At 49.7% G+C, this 25,888-nt stretch carries 31 protein-coding genes and 1 riboswitch; of the genes, 11 read left to right on the top strand and 20 right to left on the bottom strand.

Annotated features, from left to right (window positions below; translation table 11 throughout):
- The first annotated feature begins 153 nt into the window (after window positions 1–153).
- The 5 genes from KNQ13_RS09770 (at window position 154) to KNQ13_RS09750 (ending at window position 3,882) form a co-directional block, all read left to right on the top strand.
- Window positions 154–990 (top strand): undecaprenyl-diphosphate phosphatase, encoded by an 837-nt coding sequence (locus tag KNQ13_RS09770; protein ID WP_014969429.1) that lies wholly within the window; start codon window positions 154–156, stop codon window positions 988–990.
- Window positions 991–1,098: 108 nt separating this feature from the next.
- The gene (locus KNQ13_RS09765) at window positions 1,099–1,692 is read left to right on the top strand and encodes a LemA family protein (RefSeq protein WP_014969428.1); all 594 of its coding nucleotides are present in this window, start codon (window positions 1,099–1,101) and stop codon (window positions 1,690–1,692) included.
- Window positions 1,689–2,426 carry a TPM domain-containing protein gene (locus KNQ13_RS09760; RefSeq protein ID WP_026830716.1) on the top strand — a complete coding sequence of 246 codons (738 nt, stop codon included), beginning with the start codon at window positions 1,689–1,691 and terminating at the stop codon, window positions 2,424–2,426. Before KNQ13_RS09765 ends, KNQ13_RS09760 begins: the two co-directional genes overlap by 4 nt.
- Window positions 2,427–2,434: 8 nt before the next feature.
- Window positions 2,435–2,707 carry a DUF1294 domain-containing protein gene (locus tag KNQ13_RS09755; protein WP_014969426.1) on the top strand — a complete coding sequence of 91 codons (273 nt, stop codon included), beginning with the start codon at window positions 2,435–2,437 and terminating at the stop codon, window positions 2,705–2,707.
- Window positions 2,708–2,916: 209 nt separating this feature from the next.
- A complete protein-coding gene (locus KNQ13_RS09750) occupies window positions 2,917–3,882 on the top strand; it encodes an EAL domain-containing protein (RefSeq protein WP_236624365.1) in 966 nt (321 codons plus the stop codon).
- A 67-nt stretch (window positions 3,883–3,949) separates the two neighbouring features.
- Here the strand turns inward: KNQ13_RS09750 and KNQ13_RS09745 are convergent, their stop codons facing one another.
- Window positions 3,950–4,975, bottom strand: coding sequence for an iron-containing alcohol dehydrogenase family protein (locus KNQ13_RS09745; protein WP_026830714.1), 1,026 nt, complete (start codon window positions 4,973–4,975; stop codon window positions 3,950–3,952).
- Window positions 4,976–5,119: 144 nt separating this feature from the next.
- On the opposite strand from KNQ13_RS09745, the gene KNQ13_RS09740 reads away from it, so the two are divergent.
- Window positions 5,120–5,944 (top strand): aldo/keto reductase, encoded by an 825-nt coding sequence (locus KNQ13_RS09740; RefSeq protein ID WP_026830713.1) that lies wholly within the window; start codon window positions 5,120–5,122, stop codon window positions 5,942–5,944.
- A gap of 78 nt (window positions 5,945–6,022) precedes the next feature.
- Here the strand turns inward: KNQ13_RS09740 and KNQ13_RS09735 are convergent, their stop codons facing one another.
- From KNQ13_RS09735 to KNQ13_RS09725, 3 genes are all read right to left on the bottom strand, one after another.
- The gene (locus KNQ13_RS09735) at window positions 6,023–6,778 is read right to left on the bottom strand and encodes a general stress protein (RefSeq protein WP_026830712.1); all 756 of its coding nucleotides are present in this window, start codon (window positions 6,776–6,778) and stop codon (window positions 6,023–6,025) included.
- A gap of 122 nt (window positions 6,779–6,900) precedes the next feature.
- Entirely contained in the window at window positions 6,901–7,218 is a 318-nt protein-coding gene (locus KNQ13_RS09730) for a DMT family transporter (protein ID WP_014969421.1), read from the bottom strand.
- Window positions 7,215–7,544 carry a DMT family transporter gene (locus tag KNQ13_RS09725; protein ID WP_026830711.1) on the bottom strand — a complete coding sequence of 110 codons (330 nt, stop codon included), beginning with the start codon at window positions 7,542–7,544 and terminating at the stop codon, window positions 7,215–7,217. The genes KNQ13_RS09730 and KNQ13_RS09725 overlap by 4 nt, the downstream gene beginning before the upstream one ends.
- A gap of 258 nt (window positions 7,545–7,802) precedes the next feature.
- Here KNQ13_RS09725 and KNQ13_RS09720 point away from each other — a divergent pair, with 258 nt between their 5' ends.
- Window positions 7,803–8,360 (top strand): GNAT family N-acetyltransferase, encoded by a 558-nt coding sequence (locus tag KNQ13_RS09720; RefSeq protein WP_014969419.1) that lies wholly within the window; start codon window positions 7,803–7,805, stop codon window positions 8,358–8,360.
- A 168-nt stretch (window positions 8,361–8,528) separates the two neighbouring features.
- Window positions 8,529–11,081, top strand: coding sequence for an SH3 domain-containing C40 family peptidase (locus tag KNQ13_RS09715; protein ID WP_236624364.1), 2,553 nt, complete (start codon window positions 8,529–8,531; stop codon window positions 11,079–11,081).
- A 53-nt stretch (window positions 11,082–11,134) separates the two neighbouring features.
- Here KNQ13_RS09715 and KNQ13_RS09710 read toward each other — a convergent pair whose 3' ends face one another.
- Entirely contained in the window at window positions 11,135–11,428 is a 294-nt protein-coding gene (locus tag KNQ13_RS09710) for a putative quinol monooxygenase (RefSeq protein ID WP_026830709.1), read from the bottom strand.
- A 78-nt stretch (window positions 11,429–11,506) separates the two neighbouring features.
- Here KNQ13_RS09710 and KNQ13_RS09705 point away from each other — a divergent pair, with 78 nt between their 5' ends.
- Window positions 11,507–12,679: a M20 metallopeptidase family protein gene (locus tag KNQ13_RS09705; protein WP_026830708.1), complete on the top strand. Its 1,173-nt coding sequence runs from the start codon at window positions 11,507–11,509 to the stop codon at window positions 12,677–12,679.
- A gap of 71 nt (window positions 12,680–12,750) precedes the next feature.
- A riboswitch (SAM riboswitch) is annotated at window positions 12,751–12,854 on the top strand.
- 104 nt (window positions 12,855–12,958) lie between these two features.
- On the top strand, window positions 12,959–13,489 hold the full coding sequence (gene msrA / locus KNQ13_RS09700) for a peptide-methionine (S)-S-oxide reductase MsrA (protein WP_026830707.1): 531 nt from the start codon (window positions 12,959–12,961) through the stop codon (window positions 13,487–13,489).
- A 111-nt stretch (window positions 13,490–13,600) separates the two neighbouring features.
- Here the strand turns inward: msrA and KNQ13_RS09695 are convergent, their stop codons facing one another.
- The 3 genes from KNQ13_RS09695 to KNQ13_RS09685 all read right to left on the bottom strand — a co-directional run bounded on the left by KNQ13_RS09695 (window position 13,601) and on the right by KNQ13_RS09685 (window position 15,589).
- On the bottom strand, window positions 13,601–14,080 hold the full coding sequence (locus tag KNQ13_RS09695) for a DMT family transporter (RefSeq protein ID WP_026830706.1): 480 nt from the start codon (window positions 14,078–14,080) through the stop codon (window positions 13,601–13,603).
- Between the two features lie 23 nt (window positions 14,081–14,103).
- A complete protein-coding gene (locus KNQ13_RS09690) occupies window positions 14,104–14,532 on the bottom strand; it encodes a DMT family transporter (RefSeq protein ID WP_014969414.1) in 429 nt (142 codons plus the stop codon).
- A gap of 121 nt (window positions 14,533–14,653) precedes the next feature.
- Window positions 14,654–15,589, bottom strand: a complete 936-nt coding sequence (locus KNQ13_RS09685; protein WP_014969413.1) for an NAD(P)H-dependent flavin oxidoreductase — start codon at window positions 15,587–15,589, stop codon at window positions 14,654–14,656.
- 82 nt (window positions 15,590–15,671) lie between these two features.
- Here KNQ13_RS09685 and KNQ13_RS09680 point away from each other — a divergent pair, with 82 nt between their 5' ends.
- Window positions 15,672–16,190 carry a gamma carbonic anhydrase family protein gene (locus KNQ13_RS09680; protein WP_026830705.1) on the top strand — a complete coding sequence of 173 codons (519 nt, stop codon included), beginning with the start codon at window positions 15,672–15,674 and terminating at the stop codon, window positions 16,188–16,190.
- 52 nt (window positions 16,191–16,242) lie between these two features.
- On the opposite strand, the gene paaX is transcribed toward KNQ13_RS09680, so the two are convergent.
- The 12 genes from paaX to KNQ13_RS09620 all read right to left on the bottom strand — a co-directional run bounded on the left by paaX (window position 16,243) and on the right by KNQ13_RS09620 (window position 25,750).
- Complete coding sequence (gene paaX / locus KNQ13_RS09675) at window positions 16,243–17,127, bottom strand: phenylacetic acid degradation operon negative regulatory protein PaaX (RefSeq protein ID WP_014969411.1); 885 nt, start codon at window positions 17,125–17,127, stop codon at window positions 16,243–16,245.
- Between the two features lie 76 nt (window positions 17,128–17,203).
- Window positions 17,204–17,974: an enoyl-CoA hydratase-related protein gene (locus KNQ13_RS09670; RefSeq protein ID WP_026830704.1), complete on the bottom strand. Its 771-nt coding sequence runs from the start codon at window positions 17,972–17,974 to the stop codon at window positions 17,204–17,206.
- On the bottom strand, window positions 17,971–19,179 hold the full coding sequence (locus KNQ13_RS09665) for an acetyl-CoA C-acyltransferase (RefSeq protein WP_026830703.1): 1,209 nt from the start codon (window positions 19,177–19,179) through the stop codon (window positions 17,971–17,973). The genes KNQ13_RS09670 and KNQ13_RS09665 overlap by 4 nt, the downstream gene beginning before the upstream one ends.
- Entirely contained in the window at window positions 19,176–20,048 is an 873-nt protein-coding gene (locus KNQ13_RS09660) for a 3-hydroxyacyl-CoA dehydrogenase (protein ID WP_251027403.1), read from the bottom strand. The genes KNQ13_RS09665 and KNQ13_RS09660 overlap by 4 nt, the downstream gene beginning before the upstream one ends.
- A 52-nt stretch (window positions 20,049–20,100) precedes the next feature.
- Window positions 20,101–21,609: an aldehyde dehydrogenase family protein gene (locus KNQ13_RS09655; protein WP_026830701.1), complete on the bottom strand. Its 1,509-nt coding sequence runs from the start codon at window positions 21,607–21,609 to the stop codon at window positions 20,101–20,103.
- A 14-nt stretch (window positions 21,610–21,623) separates the two neighbouring features.
- A complete protein-coding gene (locus KNQ13_RS09650) occupies window positions 21,624–22,400 on the bottom strand; it encodes an enoyl-CoA hydratase/isomerase family protein (RefSeq protein ID WP_026830700.1) in 777 nt (258 codons plus the stop codon).
- Window positions 22,378–22,701, bottom strand: a complete 324-nt coding sequence (locus KNQ13_RS09645) for an EthD family reductase (RefSeq protein WP_014969405.1) — start codon at window positions 22,699–22,701, stop codon at window positions 22,378–22,380. The genes KNQ13_RS09650 and KNQ13_RS09645 overlap by 23 nt, the downstream gene beginning before the upstream one ends.
- A 15-nt stretch (window positions 22,702–22,716) precedes the next feature.
- Window positions 22,717–23,211 (bottom strand): 1,2-phenylacetyl-CoA epoxidase subunit PaaD, encoded by a 495-nt coding sequence (gene paaD / locus KNQ13_RS09640; RefSeq protein ID WP_026830699.1) that lies wholly within the window; start codon window positions 23,209–23,211, stop codon window positions 22,717–22,719.
- Window positions 23,212–23,225: 14 nt separating this feature from the next.
- Window positions 23,226–24,011: a 1,2-phenylacetyl-CoA epoxidase subunit PaaC gene (gene paaC / locus KNQ13_RS09635; protein WP_026830698.1), complete on the bottom strand. Its 786-nt coding sequence runs from the start codon at window positions 24,009–24,011 to the stop codon at window positions 23,226–23,228.
- A complete protein-coding gene (paaB, locus tag KNQ13_RS09630; protein ID WP_026830697.1) occupies window positions 24,008–24,352 on the bottom strand; it encodes a 1,2-phenylacetyl-CoA epoxidase subunit PaaB in 345 nt (114 codons plus the stop codon). The genes paaC and paaB overlap by 4 nt, the downstream gene beginning before the upstream one ends.
- Window positions 24,353–24,365: 13 nt before the next feature.
- Entirely contained in the window at window positions 24,366–25,337 is a 972-nt protein-coding gene (gene paaA / locus KNQ13_RS09625; protein WP_209548325.1) for a 1,2-phenylacetyl-CoA epoxidase subunit PaaA, read from the bottom strand.
- 17 nt (window positions 25,338–25,354) lie between these two features.
- Window positions 25,355–25,750 carry a phenylacetate--CoA ligase family protein gene (locus tag KNQ13_RS09620; RefSeq protein WP_026830695.1) on the bottom strand — a complete coding sequence of 132 codons (396 nt, stop codon included), beginning with the start codon at window positions 25,748–25,750 and terminating at the stop codon, window positions 25,355–25,357.
- Between the last annotated feature and the right edge of the window lie 138 nt (window positions 25,751–25,888).

Raw genomic sequence — 25,888 nt, 5'->3', positions numbered from 1 at the left:
CGATTGTTTGATTATAAGAATAGTTTACGCTCTTTTTGATTTTTCAACAAGTCACATTTTTCTCAGACTTGCGCCCGATATTTCGATTAGTTCTATCTCAGAAGAATAAAACATGATATGTTTTTAATTAGAAAAATATAGAAGGAGAATAACATGACTATCATTGAATTACTTAAAGCACTTTTACTCGGTTTCGTCGAAGGGATGACGGAATTCGCGCCTGTTTCCTCAACCGGACATATGATCATCGTTGACGATATGTGGCTTCAGACATCAGAATTCTTAGGTCAGTATTCCGCGAATACGTTTAAGATCGTCATCCAGCTGGGATCAATCCTCGCCGTCATCGTCGTCTTTTGGAAACGGTTGTTCAGCCTGATTGGTCTCTATAAGATCGAAGGGGAACATGACGCGTCTGGGACACACAAACTGAAATTACGTCACGTCCTGATCGGTTTACTCCCGGCAGCCGTTCTCGGTCTGCTGTTTGAAGACTTCATCGACGAGAACCTGTTCTCGATTGATACCGTCATCATCGGTCTTGCAGCCGGTGCGATCCTGATGATTGCAGCGGATAAACTTGGACCAAAAGAACCAAAAACGACGACACTCGATCAGATTTCTTACCGCCAAGCGGCTCTGATCGGTCTCTTCCAGTGTATCTCGCTTTGGCCGGGCTTCTCGCGGTCCGGTTCGACGATTTCCGGAGGGGTGTTCCTCGGGATGAATCACCGGACAGCGGCTGACTTTACGTTCATCATGGCCGTCCCGATCATGTTCGGTGCAAGTGCCTTATCACTCGTCAAGAACTGGCAATATATCAATGCTGGAGACCTTGGTTTTTATGCAGTCGGCTTCATCGCCTCATTCGCATTCGCCTTACTGTCGATTCGTTTCTTCCTGAAACTGATTAATAAGATCAAGCTTGTCCCGTTTGCGATCTATCGTCTGGTCTTAGCAACGATTCTCGCCGTCATCGTCTACATGTAATCCTGAAAACTGTCAGCAGACGCTGATGGTTTTTTTCATTTTCGTGAAACTAATTGAAGGGATTAGGGTATATACAGATGAGATACAGAAAAAGGAGTGAACGAATTTATGGCACGTAGAAATCGTGGAGGTTCCAAGTTACCTCTTATCATCGGGATTGCTGTCGTCGTCCTGATTGCCTTTTTAGCAATCGGACAATACAACAGTCTCGTCAATGTCGAAGAAGATGTTTCAAATAAGTGGTCGCAAGTCGATAACCAAATCAAACGCCGAGCGGATTTAATTCCGAATCTCGTCGAAACCGTCAAAGGTGTCGCCGGTCAGGAACAAAAAGTGTATGGTGATATTGCTGAGGCACAAGCTGGTCTCGCACGGGCCGCTTCGACGGAACAGCGGATCGAAGCCGATCAGCAAGTCACGTCTTCACTTCGCGGACTGATTGCCTTGCAAACGACGTATCCGGAACTCAAATCAAGTGAACGGTTCCAATCGTTGATGGATACACTCGAAGGAACGGAAAATCGTCTCGGTATCGCCCGTAAGGATTATAATGACGCCGTGACCGTCTATAATAAAAAACGTCGCAGTTTCCCAACTTCGCTTTATGCTTCGGCGTTTGGTTTTGAGAAAAAACCATATTATGAAATCTCAGACAGTGACCGTGAAAACCCAACGGTCGACTTCAATAGTGACTCGAAATGATTTGGCGACGAACGCGACTGCTTTTCACCGCGTTCCTCGTCTTCTTCCTTCTGACTCCGACTGCCGAAGCCGTGTCAGAACGCACGGGCGCAGCATTCTTCATCCAGGATGATGCACAGCTGCTGACCGCGTCGGAAGAAGCGGAACTCGCTCGTCTCGGGCAAGAACTCGAACAATATACAACGGCACAGGTTGTGCTCAAGACTGTGCCGGATTTAAAAGGACAAGATTTAAGCACGTATGCCAATGAAACCTTCCGGGCACAAGGCATTGGACAGGCCGGAAAAGATAACGGCATTTTAGTCGTCGTCGCTCCAAACGAAAAAGACCGAAATTTCCGGATCGAAGTCGGCTATAAATTGGAAGGAATTCTGACCGATATCACTGCCGGACGGATTCTTGATCAGTATGCGGTCCCCTACCGCGACCAAGGGGACTATGGTAAGGCGGCTTCTGAAACGTATAAAGCCGTCGTCAGCGTCATCTCAAAAGAACAATCGCTTGAATCGCAGGATCCGGTCAAAAAGAGTGCTGACGGCGGTTTAAGTACCTGGGCAAAAGTCCTGATTGGCGCCGGACTTGTCCTGTTGCTGCTTCTTGACATGAAGTTCACCGGCGGAATGTTCTTCTTTGCCATCATCAACATCTTCTCTGCCATTATGCGTGGCGGCGGTGGCGGTGGTGGAAGTCGTGGCGGCGGGGGCAGTTCCGGCGGCGGCGGCGCAGAAAGGTAAGGTATCGAATGACACCCTTCTCCATTATTCTTCTGTTTTACAGCATCATGACCGGGATTGGTTTCGTTTCGATGTGGCGGGATAAACGTCAGGCGAAACACCGGGCATGGCGGACACCGGAAGCCACCTTATTAACGATCGCTTTCCTTGGTGGAGCACTTGGTACGTTACTTGCGATGCAACTTGTCCGCCATAAAACGCGGACAGCGAAGTTTCAATTGTTTGTTCCACTTGCTTTACTGCTTCATCTGACCGCCTGGATTTTGTGGATGCGACTTTAGTCCTTTAGAATCAATCGACAGATACCGATAAAAGAGATAGAGAATTCGTTTCTTAGACGAATTCACCTATCTCTTTTTTTAGTTTGGTCAATAGAAGGACAAATAGTTGATATCCGGTTTAGCGATGGATTATCTTCGGGTAAAGAGTTTAACTAATTTAATAAATACATCTTTTGAAAATGTATTTTACTAGGAGAGGTGGAAATCTATTGATATGGCATCCTTGCGCTGAATGTACTACGACAATCCGCTTTATTGAGACTGGTTCCCTACATATCCAGTCACCTGAATCCGAAGTGGTTTCTTATGATTCCTTTGAACAACTGGAGCAATTACTCGAATCGACGTTACGGATTGCAGATTTCCCGGTCTCCTGCCGGGCAACTGGTTCTCGCCTCGTCACTCCGGTGCTTGCCGCCTCGGTTTTACTCGAGCAGGTGCGTCACCGGCAGACGATTGACTTTATCCAGAACGGCGTCATGACCAGTCATTTACAACCCATCTTCAACATTCAAGACAACACGCTGTTCGCTAACGAAGCATTACTTCGAGCCGCGGACCAAAACGTTTCCATGTCACCTGGTTTGCTGTTTTCGACGGCTTCGAAGATGGGTCTCCATTCAAGACTCGACCAACGTGCTCGCGAAGAGGCCATTCGTGCGACACATTTAGTTGGCGGGACAGAAAAAACGTTTATCAATTTCCTTCCTTCGACCATCTACAACCCGGAATATTGCCTTCGCCATACGTTCGAGATCGTCGAACGGTATAATGTGGATCCAAGCCGGCTTGTGTTTGAAGTCGTTGAAACGGAAAAAATTGAAGACGTCAATCATTTGAAACACGTCTTCGAACAGTATAAGAAACAAGGGATCCAAGTGGCGCTCGACGACGTCGGAGCGGGCTTCTCGACACTCGATATGTTGTCCCTCCTGCAACCGGACTACATCAAAATCGATCGTGACTTCATCTCCCATTGTGATACGGTAGCTGAAAATGAAACCTTTTTACGAAAAGCACGTCACTTAACAAAAGAGATGGGGATTCAAATCCTCGCGGAAGGCATCGAACGCCAGGAAGAGCTCGACTTATGCCGCGAACTTGGTTTTGACTTCGGACAAGGTTATCTGCTTGGTCGTCCTGCGCCTTATTCTGAATTTGCCAAAGCACAGTAATCAAGAAAAGCAAATCCTATTCCCGGTCAATTCGGGCGTCGGATTTGCTTTTTATTTCGTACCTGCTTCAACGAGCGTACGCAACGTGCTGGTCGTTTTTCATTAAAATTGAAAGAACTGTTTCCGGGGACAAATCCGTTTTGATCAACTGACAAAGCGGCTCCTGGCCAATCCGCTCTGCTATTTTTTGCCGTTCTGCCTCCGTCAATCCGAGTTGTGCACTCGTCGTCGGTTGCTGATTGGTTACTAAATAGTGCTGCAATTCTGCATAGGACTCCGTCTGTCCGAGCAACAACTCTTGAATCAACAGCCCATATCCGACCTTACTTCCATGCAGCATCCGATGCGTCGAAGGAAACGGAGACAACGCATTGTGGATACCATGACCAATTGCTCCCCGTGTTGCTTCGTCACCGAATCCACCGACACTTCCGGCAAGGGGAATGACCGTCTCCACCAGATATTGAATCGATGACGGATAGTCCTTAAATTGTTCCGGACTGATCGGCGTCCGCAAAATCAGCTCTTTACAGTGTTCTGCCATCCGCAGTGCGGACTCGACAACCGGATCGTCTGCCGTCGTGCCGCTGAGAGCGCGTGCCTCATACCACTTGGCTAACGTATCAACGAGTCCGGCAACAAAATAATCATATGGACTGGCTGCTAAAATCCGGTGGTCGAGCAATAACGCTTCGATGACGACGGGAATCGTATCGAAACGAAGATACTGCCCCCGTTCGTCGTACATGACACTAAGGGGTGTCCATGGGGCACAGTTCGAGACGATCGTCGGAATGACAATCAAGGGACAATTCCGTTTGACGGCCACTTGTTTTGCCGTATCAATGACGGAACCGCCACCGAGAGCAATGATGATTTCATAGGTCTCACATGCATCTACGAGCTGTCCGACTTGTTCATCCGTACAGTGCCCACGGAAAACAAGTGTAGGGAATTTTCCTAAATACGGTGAGGCCGCTTGCAGCGCCTTCTCTCCGTGAATCATGACGGTTTTTCTTCCCGCTAACAATTCCGTTAGACGGTCAACTGCGCGTTCTTCGTGTATGTATTGTAAGACTGCTTGACGAATCATCCTGACCCCTCATTCCATTATTTGTTAACGCTCAGTATACGGAAATCCGTCCCCTGGTTCAACCCTTCGTTTGATTCGATTTTCCGTAACGGAAGGCGTACACTGAAGTGAGTACAGATTTGTCATCCAAAGGGGGAAATTTTGATGGATTACATCACATTAAACAATGGACTTGTCATGCCACAACTGGGTTATGGTGTGTTTAAAGTTCCTGAACAAGACGTCTATGAGGCCGTACTCGAAGCTTTACGGGCAGGTTACCGTTCGATTGATACCGCGATGATTTATGAAAACGAAGCCGGTGTCGGACGCGCTTTACGAGATTCGGGGATTCCGCGGAAAGATATCTTTTTGACGACGAAAGTCTGGAACAAGGATCAAGGTTATGAGGAAACGCTGACCGCTTTTGAAACGAGCATTCAAAAATTAGGTGTCGACTATGTCGATCTGTATTTGATTCACTGGCCGATGCCGGATGAGGATTTATATATGGACACGTGGCGGGCCCTCGAGCACCTCTATGCAGAAGGAAAAACCAAAGCCATCGGTGTCTCAAACTTCCACATCCCGCATCTCAAGCGGATTCTCGAAGAAGGAACGATTGTCCCTGCCGTCAATCAGATTGAACTGCATCCGTTCTTGAGCCAAAAAGCGATTCGTGATTTTTGTCAGAAAAACGGAATTGTCGTCGAAGCATGGAGTCCTTTAATGAAAGGACGCGACGCCTTAACGGAGCCTGTCATCACAGACATCGCGACACGTCACGCCAAAACACCGGCTCAAGTCATTTTACGGTGGCACCTGCAGCATGACATCATCGCGATTCCAAAATCCGTCACACCAAACCGGATTCAAGAAAATTTAGATGTCTTTGATTTTGTTTTATCGTCTGATGACATGAAGCAAATCGATCAGCTGAACCGGGATGAACGGACCGGTTCGAATCCGGACGAGATGCATAAAAAATGAAAAACAAAACGATGCTCACAGGTAAAGTGAACATCGTTTGATGTTGACGGAGTGCTTAGAGCACTCCGTTTTTATTTTTTAACGATCCAAATCATTCCCATGATCTTGTTTCGCCAGATCATCTGAGTGGTCTGCCGAACGGTTCGGACGATGAAGCTCTTGTTTTTCATCTTCATCCTTGTCTTCGTGACGTGCTTTTTGTTCTTCCCACTCGGGACGTTTGAAGTCATCATCACGCCGCATCGCAATGTTCGGTTCGCGGTCTCCATTAAGCTTTGCGTGATCAATCGCTTGTTCATCTTGCGGCATCTTATCTGTACCCGCTCGATGCAGATCAATTTCGGCATGCTCTTCTTTTGAATCCTTATCGACATCAAGCGGATTCCCTGATCCAAGCTGGGCATTCGAATTGGCATCCTCTGACGTACGTGTTTCTTCATAACTGCCATAACGAACTTTGACATCCGGATGGGTATTGTCCGTATTCAGATGGGGATCGAACTGGATGTCCTGGACTTCGAGTAATAACACGAATCCGCCGCCTTCGACTTCTGTTTTATGGACTTCGACTTGATCAGCCGGTAACTCCAGTGAACCAAACAGACTATCTACTTCCTGATCGCGTCCCTGATTGCCCCGAATCCGGTCAAGCCATGATGGTTTCGTCGTTGCGATCTCCGCGTCCATTTGGCTCCGAACGAGTTGCAGATTCGATTTCTCTTTGACGATGATATAAAAATCTTCTTCGCGATGACCTTGCTGATGCAACTCATCCATTTTCGAGATCAATTCTTCTTCTTTATAAAACGTTCCGATATACTGTTTCGTCTTCATACCGATCCATCCCCTTATGCACGATTTTAATGACGTACTGTCTTATAAGGAGTATTTCCTTTTTCACACTAAAATATGCCACTAAGTCGGCTCTGATCGGAAAAGTAATCTAAATGTTATGTTTATTCTCCAATCAGCTTCAAACCGATGGTCGCACTGATGATCAAACCGATACAGACCAGCCGTTTCCAATCTTTCGCTTCCTTATAAAAAATCATGCTGAGAACTGCGCCGCCTGCTGCACCGATTCCGGTCCAGACTGCATATGCCGTTCCCATCGGAAGTTCGTTCATCGCCAAGGTCAGGAATAAAAAACTGAATCCAAAACCAGCGAACATCAACAGAAGATTTTTTGCATTTTTTTGTTGATTAAACGTGTTGATCAAAACGACACCAACCATCTCAAATAATCCTGCGAGAATCAAATAAAACCAACTCATTGTTTTTCACCCTCCCCACTGACTAACTTCAATCCGATGACACCGACGAGCAAAACAACAATCAGCATCAATTTGACGATCGACGCGGATTGACCAAACAATAGGATGTCTGTCAGGACAGTCCCTGCCGTTCCAAGCCCAACGAATACCGCGTACACCGTTCCGACCGGTAAATGATTACTGACTTTGATCAGAACGGTGAAACTGACGATGATACTGATGATCGTCGCCCCCCATTCGAGTGGTGTCGCCGCGTGTTTTAATCCGATGACCCAGCCGACTTCAAAAAATGCCGCTAAAACGATACTCAACCAATACTTAGTCATATAATTTCCTCCTTATATCTCCAACAAAAAAGCCCGAGAGCAAGCGCCAAAACGCTTTACTCCCGGGCTTTTATCCCTCCGTTGCATAAGGTTTCCCTTATGTTCCTCCCTTGGTCCAGCCGAACGGAACCCTAGAGGATCACTATTCATTTCATTCGATACACCGACTTTAGCACGCTTGATTTTGCCTGTCAAACAGGAAAATCAGACCGAATGGCCAATATATAGAGAGAGTCAACTATAGAGGAGGAGTCCATCATGCGCTATAAAATCAACGAGCAACTACGTATTCGTCGTTTCACGCCAGAGGATTTAGAAGCCGTCCATGCCTATGCTTCACAACCGATTGTCAGCCAGTATCAGTCATGGGGACCAAACTCCGAAAGTGATAGTAAACAGTTCATCCATGATGCGCTCGAAAGTGAGCTTGAAAATCCGAGACGCCGCTATGTCTTTGCCGTTACCTTTTCAAACGACCATGTTATCGGTGCTGGCGAACTTGTCATCACCGATGCCGAACATAAAAGTGCGGAAATTGGCTATATCCTGTCTCCCGACGAATGGGGTAATGGGTATGCGACGTCCATCGCTAGTTTTTTACTCGAATTCGGCTTCGAGAAGTTAGAATTACATCGCATTACGGCGACCTGTGATCCGCGAAACCTTGCCTCAGAACGTGTCTTGCAAAAAGTCGGGATGACAAAGGAAGGACAACTGCGTGAGACTGTCTACTTGGAAGATCATTGGCGCGACTCACTGATCTACGGCATGCTCGATTGGGAGTGGCAAGTCGACCATGAAGACGACACGAAATGATGAAAGAGGTGTTTCTCCAAAACAGGAGAACACCTTTTCCTTTGTTCCCAATTTTTAGTCTGAAATTGACTTTTTTTGATATCTTACTACTTCATGAAAAATGAACATGGTAAACTTAGTTATAATTGGTTCAAAATTAATTTTTCAAGAAATGGAGTCTTACATACGATGCCTTTATCAAAAAAATGGTTCACCTCACTGGCTGCTTCCGTCATGTTGTTTAGTTCATTTCCGGTCAACGGTCTTGCAGAAGGTGACGTTGCTCCGGCAGTCGTCGACGAACAGACGGACGTTGCGACCGGCAAACAGTTCACCCAAGCGGTCACCCCTGTATTTGAAACACCGGACAGTACTGACGCACTTCAAACGTTACCTGCTGCGACGGAAGTCGAGACGTTCGGGACAGAAGGTCTGTTTACGCGCATCCTGCTCGACGGTGTTTATCGCTTCGTCAAGACCGAACAATTGGCCGTTGCTCCAACCTACTCAAAAATCGACAGCCGATATACGAATAAATCAACGCCACTTTATACAGCAGCTGCTTCAGAAACGGTGACAACCGAATCGTTGGCTCAAAATGCAGCAGTCGATACATACGGTCAAGAAGGTCTTTTCACACGCATCAAACAGGGCACGGTGTATCAGTTCGTTTTGACGGCTGATCTCAGTGCAACCCCTGTCTATGTAACGACCGGGGAACGCTTTGTCCAACAGAAAACGATGGTCTATCCGACGGCTGATACTAGCGGAACAGTTCTTGCAGAATACGCCGTCAATCAACCCGTCGAAACATTCGGAACGTCCGGCACGTTTACCCGGATCAAGTGGAACGATCGTTATGCTTTCATTTTGACAGCTCATCTCGGAACAAAAAAAGTCACCTCGTACTCGGTGACCGGCAAAAAATACAGCCAACACCTCACGACTGTCTATCCGACCGCTTCCGCAACCGGAAAACCACTTGGAACACTGGCACAAAATCAACGTATCGACATCTACGGCGTCTCCGGTAACTACACGCGTGTCCGGTTGAATGATACGTATGGTTTTGTCTTGACGGCACACCTTGGGGATCTTGCATTTTTTGAGCAGACTGACCGCCTCTATGTGCAAAGTCCGACGCCGGTCCGTCAAGCTGCGAACAGTACGAGCCCGATACTCGCACAGCATCAGACGAATACACTCCTGACGGTCTATGGAACGAGCGGCGCGTATAGCCGGATTTTATTCCGCGGTCAGCATGTCTTCGTCTTAACAAGTGCATTGGCACCATTAAAAGTGTATGCCAAAACGGACCGCCTTTATGTCCAGGCATCAACCCCGATTCGTCAGGCAGCAAGCAGCTCCAGTCCGATTTTGAAAAATCATCAAACGAATACGTTATTGACCGTCTATGGCACAAGTGGGGCCTACAGCCGGATTCTGTTCCGCGGTCAGTATGCCTTCGTCTTGACGAGTGCCCTTGCGAAAACAAAAGTCTATGCGAAGACAGGTCTCCGGTATACCAGCAAATCGACATCGATTTTTAAAGACACGACGGCGAAAACCATTGTCCGTACTATGAAACGAGCAGAACAGATTGATATTTACGGAACAAGCGGCGCGTACACACGCGTCAAGCTTGGTACCGTCTATGGCTACGTCAAGACGACAGATCTCGTAACAAAAAAACCTGATCTGTATGATGTGACCGGGACACGGTATGTGCTCGAAGATAAACTGGTCATTCATCCAAAAGCAAGCCTGACTGGAAAAATCGGGACACTGAAAAAGAATACGGCGCTGTCGATTTACGGCAAAAGCGGTTACTACACACGTGTCAAAATCGGAACGACGTTCGGCTTCGTCGACTCGAGTAAACTCGGTCTCAACAAACCGGTCGCACCGTCTAAAATCGGAACAGTTTTTTATGTTCATTTTGATCAGACACCGCTGTTTTCAGCCGATGTCGCTTACAGCCGTCCTGCTGGCTATTTAAGTAAAGGGACAAAGCTGATCGGTCTGAAGGCGATTGACGATGATTTCTGGAAAGTCCGGTTACCGAACGGGACGACCGGTTATGTCATCAACCCGTATATCGGGACGACGAAACCGGATATGCGCTACACCCAACAGGCAATCAACCGTCAAAAAATCTATACGGTCAAAACAACGACGTCTTATTTTGCGACACCCGTCAGTCCGAAAGGTACCGGCTTGATCGAACAGGGAAAACGGGTTTATCCCCGGTACCGGGTCGGAAACTTTTATGTCATCCAGTCCGGCTGGTCTCCTGTCTATCTGCCGGTCAGCGCTGTCACCGTCACAAGCGACACACGGATTGCTCAAAAAAATACGTCACGTGGCGAAAAATTGATCCAAGCGGCCGCCAAACACCTAGGAACGCCGTATACATGGGGTTCGCAAACGGCAGCCAATGGCGGCTTTGACTGTTCGGGTTTGATACATTACGCCACGAACCAAGCCGGGAAATACGGTGGACGGACAAATGTCAGCGGCTATTGGTACGGCGCCTTCTTTACGAACCGTCGCACGACGATCAGCAGCGGAAAACGCTCGGATATCGTCTTTTTCGAAAATACGTATACCGATGGTCCGTCGCATATCGGCATCATGCTCGACAATGAATACTTCATCCATGCCGGGGGCTCACAGCTCCAGATCAATTCGATTTATGAACCACGCTGGCGCGAACATTTCCTTGGCTTTAAATCGATGTAACACAAAAGAGGCGTATGGACCCTTGAGGATCCGTACGCCCTTCTTTCCTTGATTCAGAATGTCATCTCGACGTATTTCGTCACTTGACGGTCCTCAAGGTATAATTCGATTTGTTCCCGGTAGGCTTTATAGTGGTCCGATGCGATATGTGTCTCGAGTGCTGCTTCGTCTTGATAGACTTCATAGAGCATGAACTGATGTTCATTTTCAATCGATTGATGTAACGTATAACGTAGGCAGCCCGGCTCGTTTTGTGCGGCTTTGTAGACTGTACTTAAAATTGGAAAGACTTGATCAGCTAATCCTGCTTTGACTGTAAGAACGGCATTGACGATGATTTCACCCATGTGTTAATTCCTCCTCTGATTTGATTACCTCTATCTGTACCCGTTTTTCCTCAAGACATACCGAAAAGGATGATTTCGATGCAAGAAAATTTATTTGCTGCTCTCGATCAATACGAAGCCGAGATGATTCGTTTACGGCGTGATTTTCACCGTCACCCGGAATTATCGTTCCAAGAAGTCCGGACACCCGCAAAAATCATCGCCTTTTATGAAGCACTTGGTATCCCCTACCGCGAACAAGTCGGAGGGAGCGGCATCGTCGCGACACTCAAAGGGACACGTCCCGGAAAAACGATTGCTGTCCGGGCGGATTTTGACGCGTTACCGCTCCAGGAAGAAACCGATCTTTCGTTCCGTTCAATCCGCCCCGGTGTCATGCATGCCTGTGGACATGACGGCCATACGGCGATCGTCCTCGGACTCGCCGCTGCCTTCAAGCCGTTGCAAGAGGAACTCGAAGGGACCATCGTCTTCATTCATCAACATGGCGAAGAAGTCTTTCCGGGAGGTGCGATTCAAATGATCGAAGATGGTTGTCTCGACGGGGTTGATGCGATTTTCGGGACCCATCTTGAAAATGATCTCCCGGTCGGAACGATTGGCTATCACAGCGGCCATACGTTATGCGCGATCGATGAATTCGAAATCGTCGTCCATGGACAAGGTGGTCATGCGCAAGCCCCGCACCGGACGCAAGATGCACTCGTCGCTGGAGCACAACTCGTCTGTAATTTACAGCATCTCGTCAGCCGACGGGTCGATCCCTTTGAACCTGCCGTCGTCGCGATTGGCTCGTTCCATTCCGGGACGGCACCGAACATCGTCACCGGCGAAGCCCGGATCGTCGGTGAAATCCGGACGTTCAACGAGCAACTCCGGCATCAGTTACGCCAACAGGTCGATCTCGTTGCCCGAACGACGTGTGCTGGAATTGGCGCTACATATTCGATTGATTTCACGACCGGTTACCCGTCGCTCTGGAATCATCCGAATGAGACGAAGTTGGTCCAAGAAGCGGCTTCGTTTTTACCGGAGGCACAGGTCCGTGAAGTCAAACCGATGATGGCAGCGGATGATTTTGCTTATTATTTAGAACACGTCCCGGGAAGTTATTTCTTTACCGGTTCTGCGAAGACAGACGGAAGCACCATCTATCCACAACATCACCCGAAGTACGAAATCAATGAACAGGCCTTACTGATCGGGGCCAAAACGTTAGGGGCGACCGTTCTGCGTGCCTTGCAAACATAAGGATTGACTTTCCACTTTTATGAATGGTATTATCATCCCAATGATAACGAACTTACATCAACTTCATATAACACTTATCAAGAGTGGACCGAGAGATCTGGATCGATGACGTCCCAGCAACCTGCGCACAGCAAGGTGCTACGACCAGCAAAGCGAAAGCTTTGGTTGATAAAAAGCGGCGACTCCTTTTGCAACCAAGCAGAGGAGTCGTTTTCGTTTTCTCGCTGTCGGAAATGACAGGACTACGGCTCAAGAAGCCAAGGGAAAGGGAGAGATGACATGGAAAAAGCAACATTTGCAGGAGGATGTTTCTGGTGCATGGTGACACCATTTGAGGAATTACCGGGGATTCACAGTATCGTGTCCGGTTATACAGGAGGACACGTCGACAACCCGACATATGAGCAGGTCAAAACCGGAACGACCGGACATTCCGAAGTCGTCGAGATTACATTTGATCCGGCACTCTTTTCATACGAACGGTTACTGGAACTGTATTGGCCACAAACGGATCCGACCGATGCCGGCGGACAATTCCAGGACCGCGGTACACAGTATGCTCCGGCGATTTTTTACCATACGGAAGAACAACGACTTGCAGCCATCGCGTCACGTGATGCGCTAGCTGCGACAAACCGTTTTAAGCAACCGATCGTCACACGGATCGAACCGGCACACGCCTTCTATCCGGCGGAAGAATACCATCAAGACTTCCACAAAAAAAATCCGGAACATTACAAAAAAGACCGGAAAGCATCGGGTCGCGATGCCTTCATCGATGTGGCCTGGAAAGAAGAAGTATCCGTCTGATTCAAATCGGACGTTTTTCAAAAGAGACCCCCCTTTCATGCACTTTACGTAAAAGTCGTGCGAAAGGGGGATCTCTTTTTCGATTCATCCGCTGATTTGTTGGCGATTCGCTTAAGAAATCGCTTTGATGTCGGCTATTTGTTTCGCCTCATCCACGACTTGATACCGTTTCAAGACGAAAATTCCGCTCAGCATGACGACCAATCCAATGATCTGTCCAAACGACAAATCAACTTTCGGTAAACCGAACCAGCCAAAGACGTCGACACACAGCGCAAAACTGAGTTGCGAAATCAAGACGACGGAAATCGCAATCGACGGTCCGAGCAGTTGAATCCCCCGCATGACACAAAACACGACACCGACTCCGACGAAACCACCAAATAGATAAAGCGGTTCGACCTCTGTAAGCGCCGCAAGTGTTCCGCCCCGAAAGAAGACCAATGCGAGCAACGAACCGAGCAATCCGACAAAAAAGACTAACGTTGTCGTCGCCCAGGCGCCAAAGGCATGACTCATCCGTGCATTCAAAACGGTTTGTAAACTGATCATTATCCCTGCGACGATGGCACAAAACATTCCTAACCCCATTTGATTTCCTCCTTTGATTCACTTCATGCGAGCGAAAAGATCAAGACGCCGGTCAACATCAAGCCGACACCGATCCATTGTCCTTTGTTACTGCTTTTTTTAATGACACCAAACCAGCCGTTCAAATCAATTACAAAGGCACATAAGATCTGGGCGACGAGCAACAGCGACATCGCCCATGTCATCCCAAGCAGTTGAATCGACGTCAGTTCCGTGACGACGACTAGGACGCCGAGTAATCCGCCGCTTGCATACACAAGCGGCAACGTACGAAAACCACCGATTTTCCGATCCCGGACGAATCCATAAATCAACAAACAGCCGATTAACCCAACGAAGTGGACGATTGTCACGGATAACCATGGACCAACCGCGTCACCGAGCCGGGCATTAAAGATGCCTTGCAGTGCGATAAACAGTCCACTGAATAAAGCAAAAATGATTCCTTGCATCTTCATCCTCCTTTTTCTCTAATTATGAGTAGACCGCATTCTATTATCCTTTGAAAAGGACAAATGTCCTGAAAAATAAAAAAGAAGCCGACCACGTAGGCCTGCTTCTTTTGAATTCACACTACTGGAGTGTCCGGTACATCCGTTCGATCCGCCCGAACGCGTCGTCCATCATTCGGTTAAACAGTTCCGCAACGGTTGGAACATCATCAATCAAACCGGAAACGAGACCGGCGTTGACGTACCCTTCTGTCTCGTCGCCCTCGAGTGCTCCTTTGATATGAAACGATTCGTTCGTCTGTTCTTGAAAGGCAGCAAGTGATGTTGGTTGCAATGTCTCGACATACGGTCCGTTCAAAACACGGCGGACTTGTCCGACTTCACGGCCAATGATTCGTGTCGCGAGATCATCCGCCTGCACGAGATGTCTTTTATACTGTTCGTGCACACGGGATTCTTGTGTCGCAATCAATCGGGTTCCAAGCTGCACCCCTTCTGCTCCGAGCATCCAGGCAGCGGCAAGGCCTCGCCCGTCGCCGATTCCACCGGCTGCAAGGACAGGAATCGTGACATGATCCGTGATTTGCGGAATCAAGGTCATCGTCGTCAACTCAAGCGGTGAATTGATACCCGCTGCTTCGACCCCTTCCGCCACCAGCACATCCACTCCTGCCTGTTCGGCTTTGACAGCCTGTTTGACGGAAGCGACCACACCAATCGTCTGGATCCCCGCCTCCCGTAACTTTTCCAAGAAAGGTGCCGGATTACCGGCCGACAGGGACACGACCGGAATCCGTTCCTCAATCGCCAACGCAATCAACTGCTCGACATGAGGCGAGACCCGGATGGCGATATTCAGGGCAAAAGGACGCGACGTCAAGCGGCGTGTCTCTTCAATCAATCGTTTGACTTCAGCAGGCGTCATCGTCCCGCATCCAATCGTTCCGAGTCCCCCAGCATTCGAGACTGCTGCCGTCAGTTCGGCATGGCTGATGTTTCCCATGCCGCCTTGAATAATGGGCACATCGATCTGTAATTTGGTACATAGACGAGACATGGTCTCCCTCCGTTTCCGTTGCTAAGAATGGTATACTAAGTAAGACTGAATTTTAATTCATTTTTAGAAAAGAGGCATTCTCATGAATATTCCGTACCGCGATGTTTCTCCAAGCTTAGCAGAACACGTTTTTGTCGCTCCCGGTGCTTTTTTGATTGGTGACGTGACCGTCGGTGAAGAATCGACGATTTGGTTCAATGCCGTCCTTCGAGGCGATGAAGGTCCGATTACGATCGGGAAACGTTGCAGTATCCAGGACAATGCGACCATCCATCTCTACGAAGGAGCACCGGTCATCATCGCGGATGAAGTGACGGTCGGGCACAATGCCATCTTGCACGGTTGTAAAATCGGTCGGCGTTCCATCGTCGGTATGGGGGCGACTGTTCTCGATCATGCCGAAATCGGGGAAGAATGTATCATCGGCGCCAACACATTAATTCCGTCCGGTAAAAAATTCCCGCCTCGTTCGTTGATCATCGGATCACCCGGTAAAGTCGTGCGTGAACTCACGGCAGCAGACCTCGAGATGATTCAAGAATCGATTGATTCGTATGTCGATAAAGGATATGCCTTCCGGAAACAGTTTGCACAGGACTGATTTTCATCAAGAAAACGCTCATCTCGAAACCTCGGGATGAGCGTTTTCTTGATTACCGCTCGGCAAATAACGGATGTTCCAATGCATCATAATCGGCGCTTTTTTGTGACACGTCATGCGTTTTCTGAAAAATCGTTTCAAAGAATCGGCTTGCCGGTTCCGCGAGTAATCGGTAATACTGCTCGAACAATAAGGCAGCATGCTGGCCACTCCATGCGTCCGGCAATAATTCTTGCGGCAGACCGGGATCGCTGAACAAAAACTTCCGGTATTCATGGACGAGTGTCGTCCGTTCGACGAAACATTGTTCGTCGTCCATCTCACCGAGCTGGATCCGGCTTTGATGGACGATATAACGCCGGCTGTACTCGGCGATGAACGTCTCATACCGTTCTTGGAGTTCGTCAAGCGGAAAAGCACGTTCGACCAGCGATTGATCCTGTTGTGGACCATGGTATTCACCGACGAAAAAATCGACATACTCGGTGATTCCGTATGCCTCAATCAGACGTTCCGCTTCTTTTTCGAGCGGATTGGGGGAAATCCAGACGCCGTTCGATAAATTACCGAAACCGCTCCAGGACAACTCTTTTCGCAACTCATCCCGAATTTGTCGTTTGTCTTCCGGGATCGTATACATCAACGTCCGCCACTTTCCGTCCCAGACGTGGGGCGTCGATTTATAAATCCGTCGCGCAGCTTCTTCCATTCGCTCGACCCCACGTGGTGTCAACGAATAAAAACTTTTAGTGCCTTGCTTTTCAGAGGTCAACCAGCCTTGTTTGACCATCCGTGAGACGGCCACACGGACTGCCTGTTCGTTATGACCAAACTCTTTCAGCAGACGAATCAGACTCCCGATCCAAATCTGATTGCCGTAATGTCGAATGTAGTCCCCGTATACGGTGAAAATCATCGATTGTGTATTCGCACTCATGTCATTCACTCTCTCTTTAATATAACGTTTTTTTGTCTACCGTTAGTATACGTGTTATTTCAGAGCGCGACCATCCTCATTTGCCTTGAAACTGCGCCGTTCGTTTTTCAGCAAAGGCTTGTAAAGCCTCCAGCCGGTCTTCGGTCGGGATGACCACTTCGTAGGCATTGGTCTCAATTTTTAATCCTTCGGCAAGCGTGTGATCAAGTCCGTGATCAATCGCCTGTTTCGCCTGACGGATGGCGACCGGTCCGTTTTTCAACATCTCGTTAGCGAAGGCGAGACAGACCTCCATCAGTTCTTCCACCGTCGAGACGACCCGTGATACGATTCCGTACCGTTCAGCGGTTTCGGCATCAATCTTTTTAGCGGTGAAAATCAATTCCTTCGCTCGTGTCTCTCCAATCAACCGCGGCAACCGTTGTGTCCCACCGGCACCGGGAATGATGCCGAAACTCGTTTCCGTCAATCCGACCAGTGCCCCTTTGACGATGATCCGGAAATCACACGCGAGCATCCACTCGAACCCACCACCAAGTGCATGTCCGTTGACGGCGGCAATCGTCGGTTGAGGTAGGCCGGCGATACTTGAAAAAACGTCACGGATCGCGACGACGTTTCGCCGGACTTCCGTTTCCGTCAAGGTCATCCGTTCCTTTAAGTCGGCTCCTGCGCTAAAGGCTTTCCCCGTCCCTGTGAACAGGACAACACGAATCACCGGATTGACACGGACCATATCGACCAGCCGTTGCAGTTCAACCAGTGTCGGATAGTCAAAGCAGTTCATTCGTTCCGGCCGGTCAATTCGAATCAAGCCAATGTGTCCTGTTTGTTCAAAGTGGATCATACAAGTCCCTCCCGTTCGACGATCAAGGCGATACCCTGTCCGACGCCGACACACATCGTCGCCAGACCATATGTCTGGTTCGTTCGGCACATCTCGTGTAAAAGCGTCGTTAAAATCCGTGCCCCGCTGGCACCAAGCGGATGACCAAATGCAATCGCTCCTCCGTTGACGTTGACTTTTTCCGGCGGTAATCCAAGTTCTTGCATACAGGCGACACTTTGCGCCGCAAAGGCTTCGTTGAGTTCAATCAAATCCAGTTGCTCAATCGTCAATCCCGCCCGTTTCAGCGCTTTACGGGTCGCATCGACCGGTCCGATTCCCATGACGGCGGGTTCGACACCGGCGACGGCACTGGCCCGGTAATAGGCAAGCGGCGTCAGACCAAGACGTTCCGCCGTTTCTTCGCTCATCAACAACAGGGCGGCTGCTCCGTCATTGACACCGGAAGCATTCCCTGCCGTGACGGTGCCATTGGGAAACAGGCTTTTGAGTGTTCCGAGCTTTTCACGGCTCGTGTCGGGACGTGGATGTTCGTCCGTATTCACTTCGACGACCTGTCCTTTGCGTGTCATATACTGCACCGGCACAAGTTCTGTTTGAAAACGTTGTGTCACCATCGCCTGTTTGGCCCGTTGCTGACTTAAATAGGCAAAATCATCCTGTTCTTCCCGAGAAATCCCGTACCGGGTTGCGACGTGTTCCGCCGTCTCCGGCATCGAGTCTGTTCCGTACTTGGCATTCAGTTTTTCATTAACGAAGCGCCAGCCGATCGTCGTGTCATAGATCGTCGTGTTCCCGCGGGCAAAGCCTGTTTCCGTCTTTGCCATGACGAGCGGTGCCCGGGTCATACTTTCCGTTCCGCCGGCAATGTAGATGTCCCCTTCGTTCATTGCGATCGCCCGGGCTGCTGCGATGACAGCATCGAGTCCGGAACCACAGAGCCGGTTGACGGTTGTCCCAGCAACTTCGACCGGCAGACCTGCAAGCAAACCGGACATCCGGGCGACATTCCGGTTGTCCTCCCCTGCCTGATTGGCATTTCCGAAAATCACTTCTTCGATTCGGACCGGATCCACCTCCGGATTGCGATCAATCAATGCTTTGATGACACAAGCTCCTAAATCATCCGGACGGACGTCTTTCAAAACTCCGTTATACCGGCCAATCGGTGTACGGACGGCATCAATGATGGCGACACGTCTCATCGTGTCTTCACCCCGCTGTCCGAATAATCGTAGACTCCGCGCCCGGTTTTCCGTCCGAGGCGTCCTGCTTTGACATACTGTTCGAGCAGTGGTGCCGGACGGTATTTTTCACCCAGTTTTTCATGCAGATACCGTAGATTGTTCAAGCGGGTGTCGAGTCCGACAAGATCGCCGAGTTCAAACGGTCCCATCGGATAATTCAGTCCGAGCTTAATTGCTTTATCAATCTCTTCCGGTGTTCCGAGTCCTTCCTGCAACATATAAAACGCTTCGTTGCCGACGAGTGCACTGATTCGTGACGTGACGAATCCGGGGAATTCTTGGATGACGACGGTCTCTTTCCCCATTTGTTGAGCGACGGTTTCACAGATCATGACCGTTTCGTCCGACGTTTCAAGCCCCTGTGCCAGTTCGACGAGCGGCATCCGGTGCACCGGATTAAAGAAATGCATCGCCATGACCCGTTCCGGACGTTTCGTGAAAGACGCAATCTCGGTCGGACTCATCGTCGACGTATTGGTCGCAAAAATACAACCAGCCGGCGCATACTGATCGAGCGTCTCAAACACAGTCCGTTTGATGTCGAGTCGTTCCGGGACAGCCTCAATTACAAGATTTGCGCCTTTGACAGACTCCTTTAAATCCGTTGCATAACTCAAACGGCTGAACAGCTGTTCGACTTCTTCCGTCGTCATTTTCCCGCGGATGATGGCTTTATCGGCAATCGTTTCTAATTCCTGTTGCGCGGACGTCAACAGCTTTTGTTCGACGTCGACTAACGTCACATCAAATCCGCTTGCTGCTGCCACGTACGCAATCCCTCTTCCCATGACACCTGACCCTACGACCACCATCTGTTGAACTATCATCTGATTTTCCCCCTTTAAAAAAGCGTGCGGACGAACGTCCGCACGCTTGGTTTTACAGTCCGAACGGATTAAGTGGACGACTGCCGTAATACGACAGGATACTTTTCGTTTCCGTATATAAATCCAGTGTCTCGATACACAGTTCGCGTCCGAAACCAGATTGTTTGTAGCCGCCGAACGGTGTGCCCGGGAAGGCCGAGAACGGACAGTTGATCATGACGATACCGGCTTTGATTTGATTCGCAATCCGCGTCGCCCGTGCCCCGTCTTTTGTCCAAATTGCTGACCCGAGTCCGAATTCCGTATCGTTTGCGAGACGGACCGCTTCTTTTTCATCCTTGAACTTCATCACGACGACGACCGGTCCGAAGATTTCTTCCTGGACGGCTTTCATCTCGTGTGTGACATCGGCAATGATGGTCGGCGCATACCAGAAACCTTCTTCAAAACCAGCCACTTTCTCGACTTGACCCCCAGTCAAAATCGTTGCTCCGTCCGCTTTCGCCGATTGGACATAGCCATCGATGACATCGAGCTGTTGTTGGTCGATGATCGCCCCGACGTGTGTCCCTTTGTCAAACGGATTCCCGAGCACCAATTGTTTCGTCTTCGCGACAAACTGTTCCATGAACGTTTCGTAAATGTCTTCGTGGACGTACAGGCGGGACCGGGCTTCACACGACTGGCCGCTGTTGTAGAAGATACCGAACAGCGAACCATCGACAGCTGCCGTGATATCGGCATCCTCAAACACGAGGTTCGGTGATTTGCCGCCGAGTTCGAGTGTGACGCGTTTTAAGCTTTCCGATGCCCGACCCATGATGTCTTTTCCGACCGGTGTTGAACCGGTAAAAGCAACTTTATCCACATTCGGGTGTTCGACCAAGTGGTTGCCGATTTCGCGGCCTGATCCCGGAATGACGTTGACGACTCCCGCCGGTACACCGGCTTCGAGACAAATTTCGCCGAGGATGATTGCTGTCAACGGCGTCAGCGTTGCCGGTTTAACGACCACCGAACAACCGACGGCGATCGCCGGTGCGACTTTCCATGCCGCCATCATCAACGGATAGTTCCACGGAATGATTTGGGCGCAGACACCGACCGGTTCTTTTTCCGTGTAGTTATGGAATTGCCCCGGCACGTTATTGACGGCACCGCGGTGACCGACGATGGCTCCGGCATAAAATTCAAAGTCTTCAATCGCTTGCGTGATTTGCCCTTGCGCTGCCGCGAGGGATTTCCCGGTATCAAGAATCTCGAGTTCCACGAGCTCATTGAAACGTGAACGCATGATGCCGGCAATTTTATTCAGAACTTGCGACCGGCGACCGACCGGCCACATTTTCCACTTCCCGTGATCAAACGCTTCCCGTGCCGCCTGTACGGCACGATCGGCATCAGCTTTTGAAGCTTTCGCGACTTCCGCGATGACTTCGCCCGTTGCCGGATTATAGGTCTTGAATGTCTCCCCTGTTGCCCCTTCGACTTGCTCGCCGTTGATGACCAGATGATAAACGGAACGTTTCATCTCGATTGTTTTTTCATGTACCGTTGACATAGCTTCCACTCCTTTTAGTTTCCTTTGAATGTCGGTTGACGTTTGTCGAGGAAGGCTTGCATCCCTTCCGTCTGATCACTCGTGCCGAATAGTAAGTAGAAATTTCTTCTTTCATGGTCCATGCCGTCCTGCAGTGACAGATCGCCTGCCTTATCGACGGCATCTTTGATCAGTCGCACGGACATCATAGGTTGTGCCGCAATCCGTCCGGCAACCGCCAAAACGTTTGCTTCGAGTTGGTCCGCTTCCACGATCCGGTTGATGATTCCGAGATGATTTGCTTCCGACGCCGACATCCGGTCGCCCGTCCACAACCATTCAAGGGCCCGCGTCCGACCGATCCGGTTCGTCAGTCGTTGGGTTCCGCCGGCTCCCGGCATGACGCCGAGTCCGACTTCCGGAAAACCGAACTGCGTCTCGGGTGTCGCATAAATCAAGTCACAGGCCAGTGCCAGTTCAAAACCGCCGCCGAGCACAAATCCGTGGACAGCCGCAATCAGCGGTTTATGCAGCCGGCTGATCCGGTCCCAATCAGCAAACGGATCCAGCAGTTCCATGGAAATCGGTGTCGCGTCGAGCATCTCCTCGATGTCGGCTCCGGCGGAAAAGGACTTTCCTTCACCGTCCAGGACGATGACGGCGACCGCCTCATCCTGATCGAATTGTTCCATCGCTTCGACGATTTCCCGGATCATCGTCCGGTTCAGGGCATTGTAACGTTCCGGCCGATTCAGTCGAATCCGGCCGATTCGCTCCTCGATACTCGTCTTAACGTACTGTGGCGTCAGCATGGACTTCCTCACCAATCATTAACGTCACGAGATCTCCCGCAAAGCCCATCAAGTCTTTACCCGACGCTTTTCCTTCGAGCGAACGCATGCCGGCTTTCATCGTTTCAGGACTTTCGTAGACCATTTCGCACATCAGATAATATTTACCGTCTCCGCCCATCGGTGAACCGACGATTTTCGTGACCGTCATCTGTTGCAGACCGGGAATCTTTGCCGTCAGTGGACCGTGGACGTTGAAGTAATGCTCGTCAAACTGTTCCTTGTTTTCCGGATGTGTATAAAGCGCGATTAGTTTTACCATAATGATTACCTTCCTTCACATGAGAGTAGAGACGGGTTTCATCGCCTCGAATGGATTTTTGCATGATTTACAATATAAAATACTCCGGCAAGCCGTCGGACCAAACAGGTTTTCAATCGAAACGAACGTCGATCCGCAGTACGGACAGTCGATTTCCCACTTTCCGTCGACGACTCGCGGCGGGGCAATCCCGAAGGACTTCAGACCGGCAATCCCTTGTTCCGTAATCCGGTCCGATGTCCAAGGCGGATCAAACAGGAAGACGACTTTCACCGTATTGACCCGAGGTACTTGCAACAACGCGGATTCCGTATTTTTTTGAATGATCTCAAGCGCCGGACATCCTAAAAATGTCGGCAGCAGTGTAATCCGGACATCGTATCCGACAGCTGTCTCCGTCCACTCCATCGCTTCGAACATCCCGAGATCCAGAATACTGACGGCATCGATTTCAGGGTCCTTGACCGTATCTAGCGCGTCCCGGATTTCTTGCTCCAGCAAGATCGTCATCTGCCCTTCCTCCTTCACCATACAGCCGACTGATCGAGCAGATAGACTTCCCCGAGCGTCGATAAGGCATCGTTCAAATCAGGCGAGTGCTCCCCGTTTCGTCCGTTGTAGGTCATGTTCATTTCCGGCAACGTGACGTTTAAATCGACGAGGACCGGTGTCAATGCCTGATACCAGCGGTCAAGCAACACTCCCTGATCTTCCATGAGCTGCATCTCGTCAATCAGCTGTGTCGCTTCCCCGTAATCAAACAGATCACCGAAGTCAGCCAATACCCGTTCAAGGGCGGCGTCCATTTTTTGACGGGCGGTTTCGGTTGATTGATACAGCTGGGTGAACCACGTCTGCCAGTGCAACAAATGATAATACAACTCCATGTTGATCTTGACGGCGAGTGCTGCGAGCGGCGCATAACTGCTTTTTTTCAACGAATCGATCCGCACCTTTTTCGCAAGCGTATAACAATAATTGCGGACGACGGCATACGCCCAGTCATATTCCGGATTCTCCATATAATATCCCGGTCCGTTGACCCGTTCGACGAGGACCGAATTTTTCCGTTCATGTGCGAGCCGCACGTGCGCCAAAGCATCAGCCTTTCCTTCACCGATTTCTTCGAGCAATTGGTAGTACATCGCTGCATGCCCCATCGAATCCTGGGCAATCGAGGACGACGCAACATCTTCTTCGATATGCGGAGCGAGTCCCAACCATTCCGATCCGCGGTAGGCGTATAAAAAGTCATCATCTGCTAATTGATAAAGCAGTGAGGCCAACGCCAAACGTTCTGCTTCCGTCATTTGGAATCGCCTCCTTGCCAGGACATGATTTCTTTTTCGTCGAGCATCTGCTGTTCATAATGCCGCCATTTTTTCTTCAGATAGCCGTACCCTTTCGTCGTCCGGTAATCTTTGTTATCCAGCCGTTGCAGCATCTGCTTTTCATCCGGCGTCATTCCCCGGATATCTTCCCGTTTAACGACCCAGATGTCGACGACCGGTTCGCGCCGCATGAAGTTTTCCTGCGCCATCATTAAGGCCATCTCTTTATTCGGTGCCAGTAGACTGAACTGATGCGTAAAGGCAGCATTCGGCGTCCGTTTACTGAAAATCTCGAACTCTTGATAAAACGTTTCCGTCATGGTCTTTCCTCCTTCAGCCGATCGTCTCAGCAAGTGCCTCGCGCACCCACGCATTGTTTTGATACGAAGTTTGACGTAAGGCGAGTCGCTCCTTCGAACGGGGACCGCCGCCTTGAATGATTTTCTTGAATTCCGTCCAGTCCGGCTGGGCGTAAATCCATTGTCCGGTTTCCTCATCAAACCGTAATGTCGGATCCGGAATGACAAAACCAAGCGAACGGATCCGGGGAACATATTTCGTAAAGAAATTTTGACGCAGCTCTTCGTTCGTCTTCGTCCGGATTTTATAAGCAATCGTCACGTCTTGTTTTGACGTCCCGGTCGTCTCTTTTGTCGCCGGTCCGAAGAACATCAACAGGGATTCCCACCACTCATCGAGGGATTCCTGAATCATCGCTTTTTGTGCCGGTGTCCCTTCAGCCAATGCCATGATGATCGATTCACCATGCTGGGCATGGAACACTTCTTCTGCACAAATCCGTTGCAACGCCCGGGCATAAGGACCGTAGGACGCCCCGAGCATGTTCGTCTGGGTAATGATTGCTGCTCCGTCGACGAGCCAGCCGATCGTCCCGGCATCTGCCCACGAACGGGTCGGCATGTGGAAGACGTTATGGAATTTGAGACGTCCCGTAAACAAATCGTCCATCAAGTCGGCCCGCGTTTTTCCGTACGGTTTCATCAAGTCCTCGACGACCCGCAGCAGGAGTTGACCGTGCCCCATCTCATCCTGGACTTTTGCCATGATGCCGAGCTTCCGGCGTAAGGACGGGGCTTTGGGTACCCACTCTTTTTCCGGTAAAGCGCCCATGATTTCACTGATTCCGTGCATCGAAATCAATTTGATCAGCGTGTCGCGGTAAAAATCAGGCATCCAGTCGTCAGCTTCGATTTTTTCCCCGTTTTCGATCCGTTCTTTAAAATGTTCCAATTTTTCTTCTTCGGTCATGACCGGTGGTTCAAAAAGATGCGTCGCATCGTACATTTCATTTCCTCCTCTGCTTAAACAAACTTCTTCTCAGACGCTGTGCGACGGTCGATGATGCGGACAGCTTTGCCTTCAGAACGTGGAAGACCGTATGGCGGATGACAAACGAGATCAACCGAGATCAGACATTCGGTTTTCATGGCATGGCAGATGATCCGTTTCAGATCTTCAGCAACTGTCCCCGTTTCGAGTTCGATGTGCAGTTCCAATGCATCGAGACCGGCCCGTTGAATCCGGTGAATTTGATAATGCGGTGTGACACCCGGTTGTTGCAGCAGGACCCGTTCAATCTCAGACGGAAAGACATTGACACCACGGATGATCATCATGTCGTCCGTTCGCCCTTTGACCCGCGACATCCGGGTCGTCGTCCGACCGCAGGCACATACTTTTGTTGTGACGGATGCCAAGTCTCCGGTACGATACCGGATGATTGGAAGCGCTTTCTTTTTTAAACTTGACGGTTTGTCAAATTAAGTGCAACACTTCTTCCGTGAAGACCTCGTATGCAGTTTTCCAGTTGAGACATTTTCGCGGTCTCCCATTGA

It is taken from the genome of Exiguobacterium sp. s128, assembly GCF_018618815.1.
GTDB classification, from domain to species: Bacteria; Bacillota; Bacilli; order Exiguobacteriales; family Exiguobacteriaceae; genus Exiguobacterium_A; species Exiguobacterium_A antarcticum.
Note: the sequence above shows the minus strand (reverse complement) of the source record. Positions and strands in the feature narration are given on the sequence as shown.

Coding starts and splice junctions, on each gene's coding strand:
- KNQ13_RS09770 (WP_014969429.1), top strand. CDS start 154: ATGACTATCATTGAATTACTTAAAGCACTTTTACTCGGTTTCGTCGAA.
- KNQ13_RS09765 (WP_014969428.1), top strand. CDS start 1,099: ATGGCACGTAGAAATCGTGGAGGTTCCAAGTTACCTCTTATCATCGGG.
- KNQ13_RS09760 (WP_026830716.1), top strand. CDS start 1,689: ATGATTTGGCGACGAACGCGACTGCTTTTCACCGCGTTCCTCGTCTTC.
- KNQ13_RS09755 (WP_014969426.1), top strand. CDS start 2,435: ATGACACCCTTCTCCATTATTCTTCTGTTTTACAGCATCATGACCGGG.
- KNQ13_RS09745 (WP_026830714.1), bottom strand. CDS start 4,975: ATGATTCGTCAAGCAGTCTTACAATACATACACGAAGAACGCGCAGTT.
- KNQ13_RS09740 (WP_026830713.1), top strand. CDS start 5,120: ATGGATTACATCACATTAAACAATGGACTTGTCATGCCACAACTGGGT.
- KNQ13_RS09735 (WP_026830712.1), bottom strand. CDS start 6,778: ATGAAGACGAAACAGTATATCGGAACGTTTTATAAAGAAGAAGAATTG.
- KNQ13_RS09730 (WP_014969421.1), bottom strand. CDS start 7,218: ATGAGTTGGTTTTATTTGATTCTCGCAGGATTATTTGAGATGGTTGGT.
- KNQ13_RS09725 (WP_026830711.1), bottom strand. CDS start 7,544: ATGACTAAGTATTGGTTGAGTATCGTTTTAGCGGCATTTTTTGAAGTC.
- KNQ13_RS09720 (WP_014969419.1), top strand. CDS start 7,803: ATGCGCTATAAAATCAACGAGCAACTACGTATTCGTCGTTTCACGCCA.
- KNQ13_RS09715 (WP_236624364.1), top strand. CDS start 8,529: ATGCCTTTATCAAAAAAATGGTTCACCTCACTGGCTGCTTCCGTCATG.
- KNQ13_RS09710 (WP_026830709.1), bottom strand. CDS start 11,428: ATGGGTGAAATCATCGTCAATGCCGTTCTTACAGTCAAAGCAGGATTA.
- KNQ13_RS09705 (WP_026830708.1), top strand. CDS start 11,507: ATGCAAGAAAATTTATTTGCTGCTCTCGATCAATACGAAGCCGAGATG.
- msrA (WP_026830707.1), top strand. CDS start 12,959: ATGGAAAAAGCAACATTTGCAGGAGGATGTTTCTGGTGCATGGTGACA.
- KNQ13_RS09695 (WP_026830706.1), bottom strand. CDS start 14,080: ATGGGGTTAGGAATGTTTTGTGCCATCGTCGCAGGGATAATGATCAGT.
- KNQ13_RS09690 (WP_014969414.1), bottom strand. CDS start 14,532: ATGCAAGGAATCATTTTTGCTTTATTCAGTGGACTGTTTATCGCACTG.
- KNQ13_RS09685 (WP_014969413.1), bottom strand. CDS start 15,589: ATGTCTCGTCTATGTACCAAATTACAGATCGATGTGCCCATTATTCAA.
- KNQ13_RS09680 (WP_026830705.1), top strand. CDS start 15,672: ATGAATATTCCGTACCGCGATGTTTCTCCAAGCTTAGCAGAACACGTT.
- paaX (WP_014969411.1), bottom strand. CDS start 17,127: ATGAGTGCGAATACACAATCGATGATTTTCACCGTATACGGGGACTAC.
- KNQ13_RS09670 (WP_026830704.1), bottom strand. CDS start 17,974: ATGATCCACTTTGAACAAACAGGACACATTGGCTTGATTCGAATTGAC.
- KNQ13_RS09665 (WP_026830703.1), bottom strand. CDS start 19,179: ATGAGACGTGTCGCCATCATTGATGCCGTCCGTACACCGATTGGCCGG.
- KNQ13_RS09660 (WP_251027403.1), bottom strand. CDS start 20,048: ATGATAGTTCAACAGATGGTGGTCGTAGGGTCAGGTGTCATGGGAAGA.
- KNQ13_RS09655 (WP_026830701.1), bottom strand. CDS start 21,609: ATGTCAACGGTACATGAAAAAACAATCGAGATGAAACGTTCCGTTTAT.
- KNQ13_RS09650 (WP_026830700.1), bottom strand. CDS start 22,400: ATGCTGACGCCACAGTACGTTAAGACGAGTATCGAGGAGCGAATCGGC.
- KNQ13_RS09645 (WP_014969405.1), bottom strand. CDS start 22,701: ATGGTAAAACTAATCGCGCTTTATACACATCCGGAAAACAAGGAACAG.
- paaD (WP_026830699.1), bottom strand. CDS start 23,211: ATGACGATCTTGCTGGAGCAAGAAATCCGGGACGCGCTAGATACGGTC.
- paaC (WP_026830698.1), bottom strand. CDS start 24,011: ATGACGGAAGCAGAACGTTTGGCGTTGGCCTCACTGCTTTATCAATTA.
- paaB (WP_026830697.1), bottom strand. CDS start 24,352: ATGACGGAAACGTTTTATCAAGAGTTCGAGATTTTCAGTAAACGGACG.
- paaA (WP_209548325.1), bottom strand. CDS start 25,337: ATGTACGATGCGACGCATCTTTTTGAACCACCGGTCATGACCGAAGAA.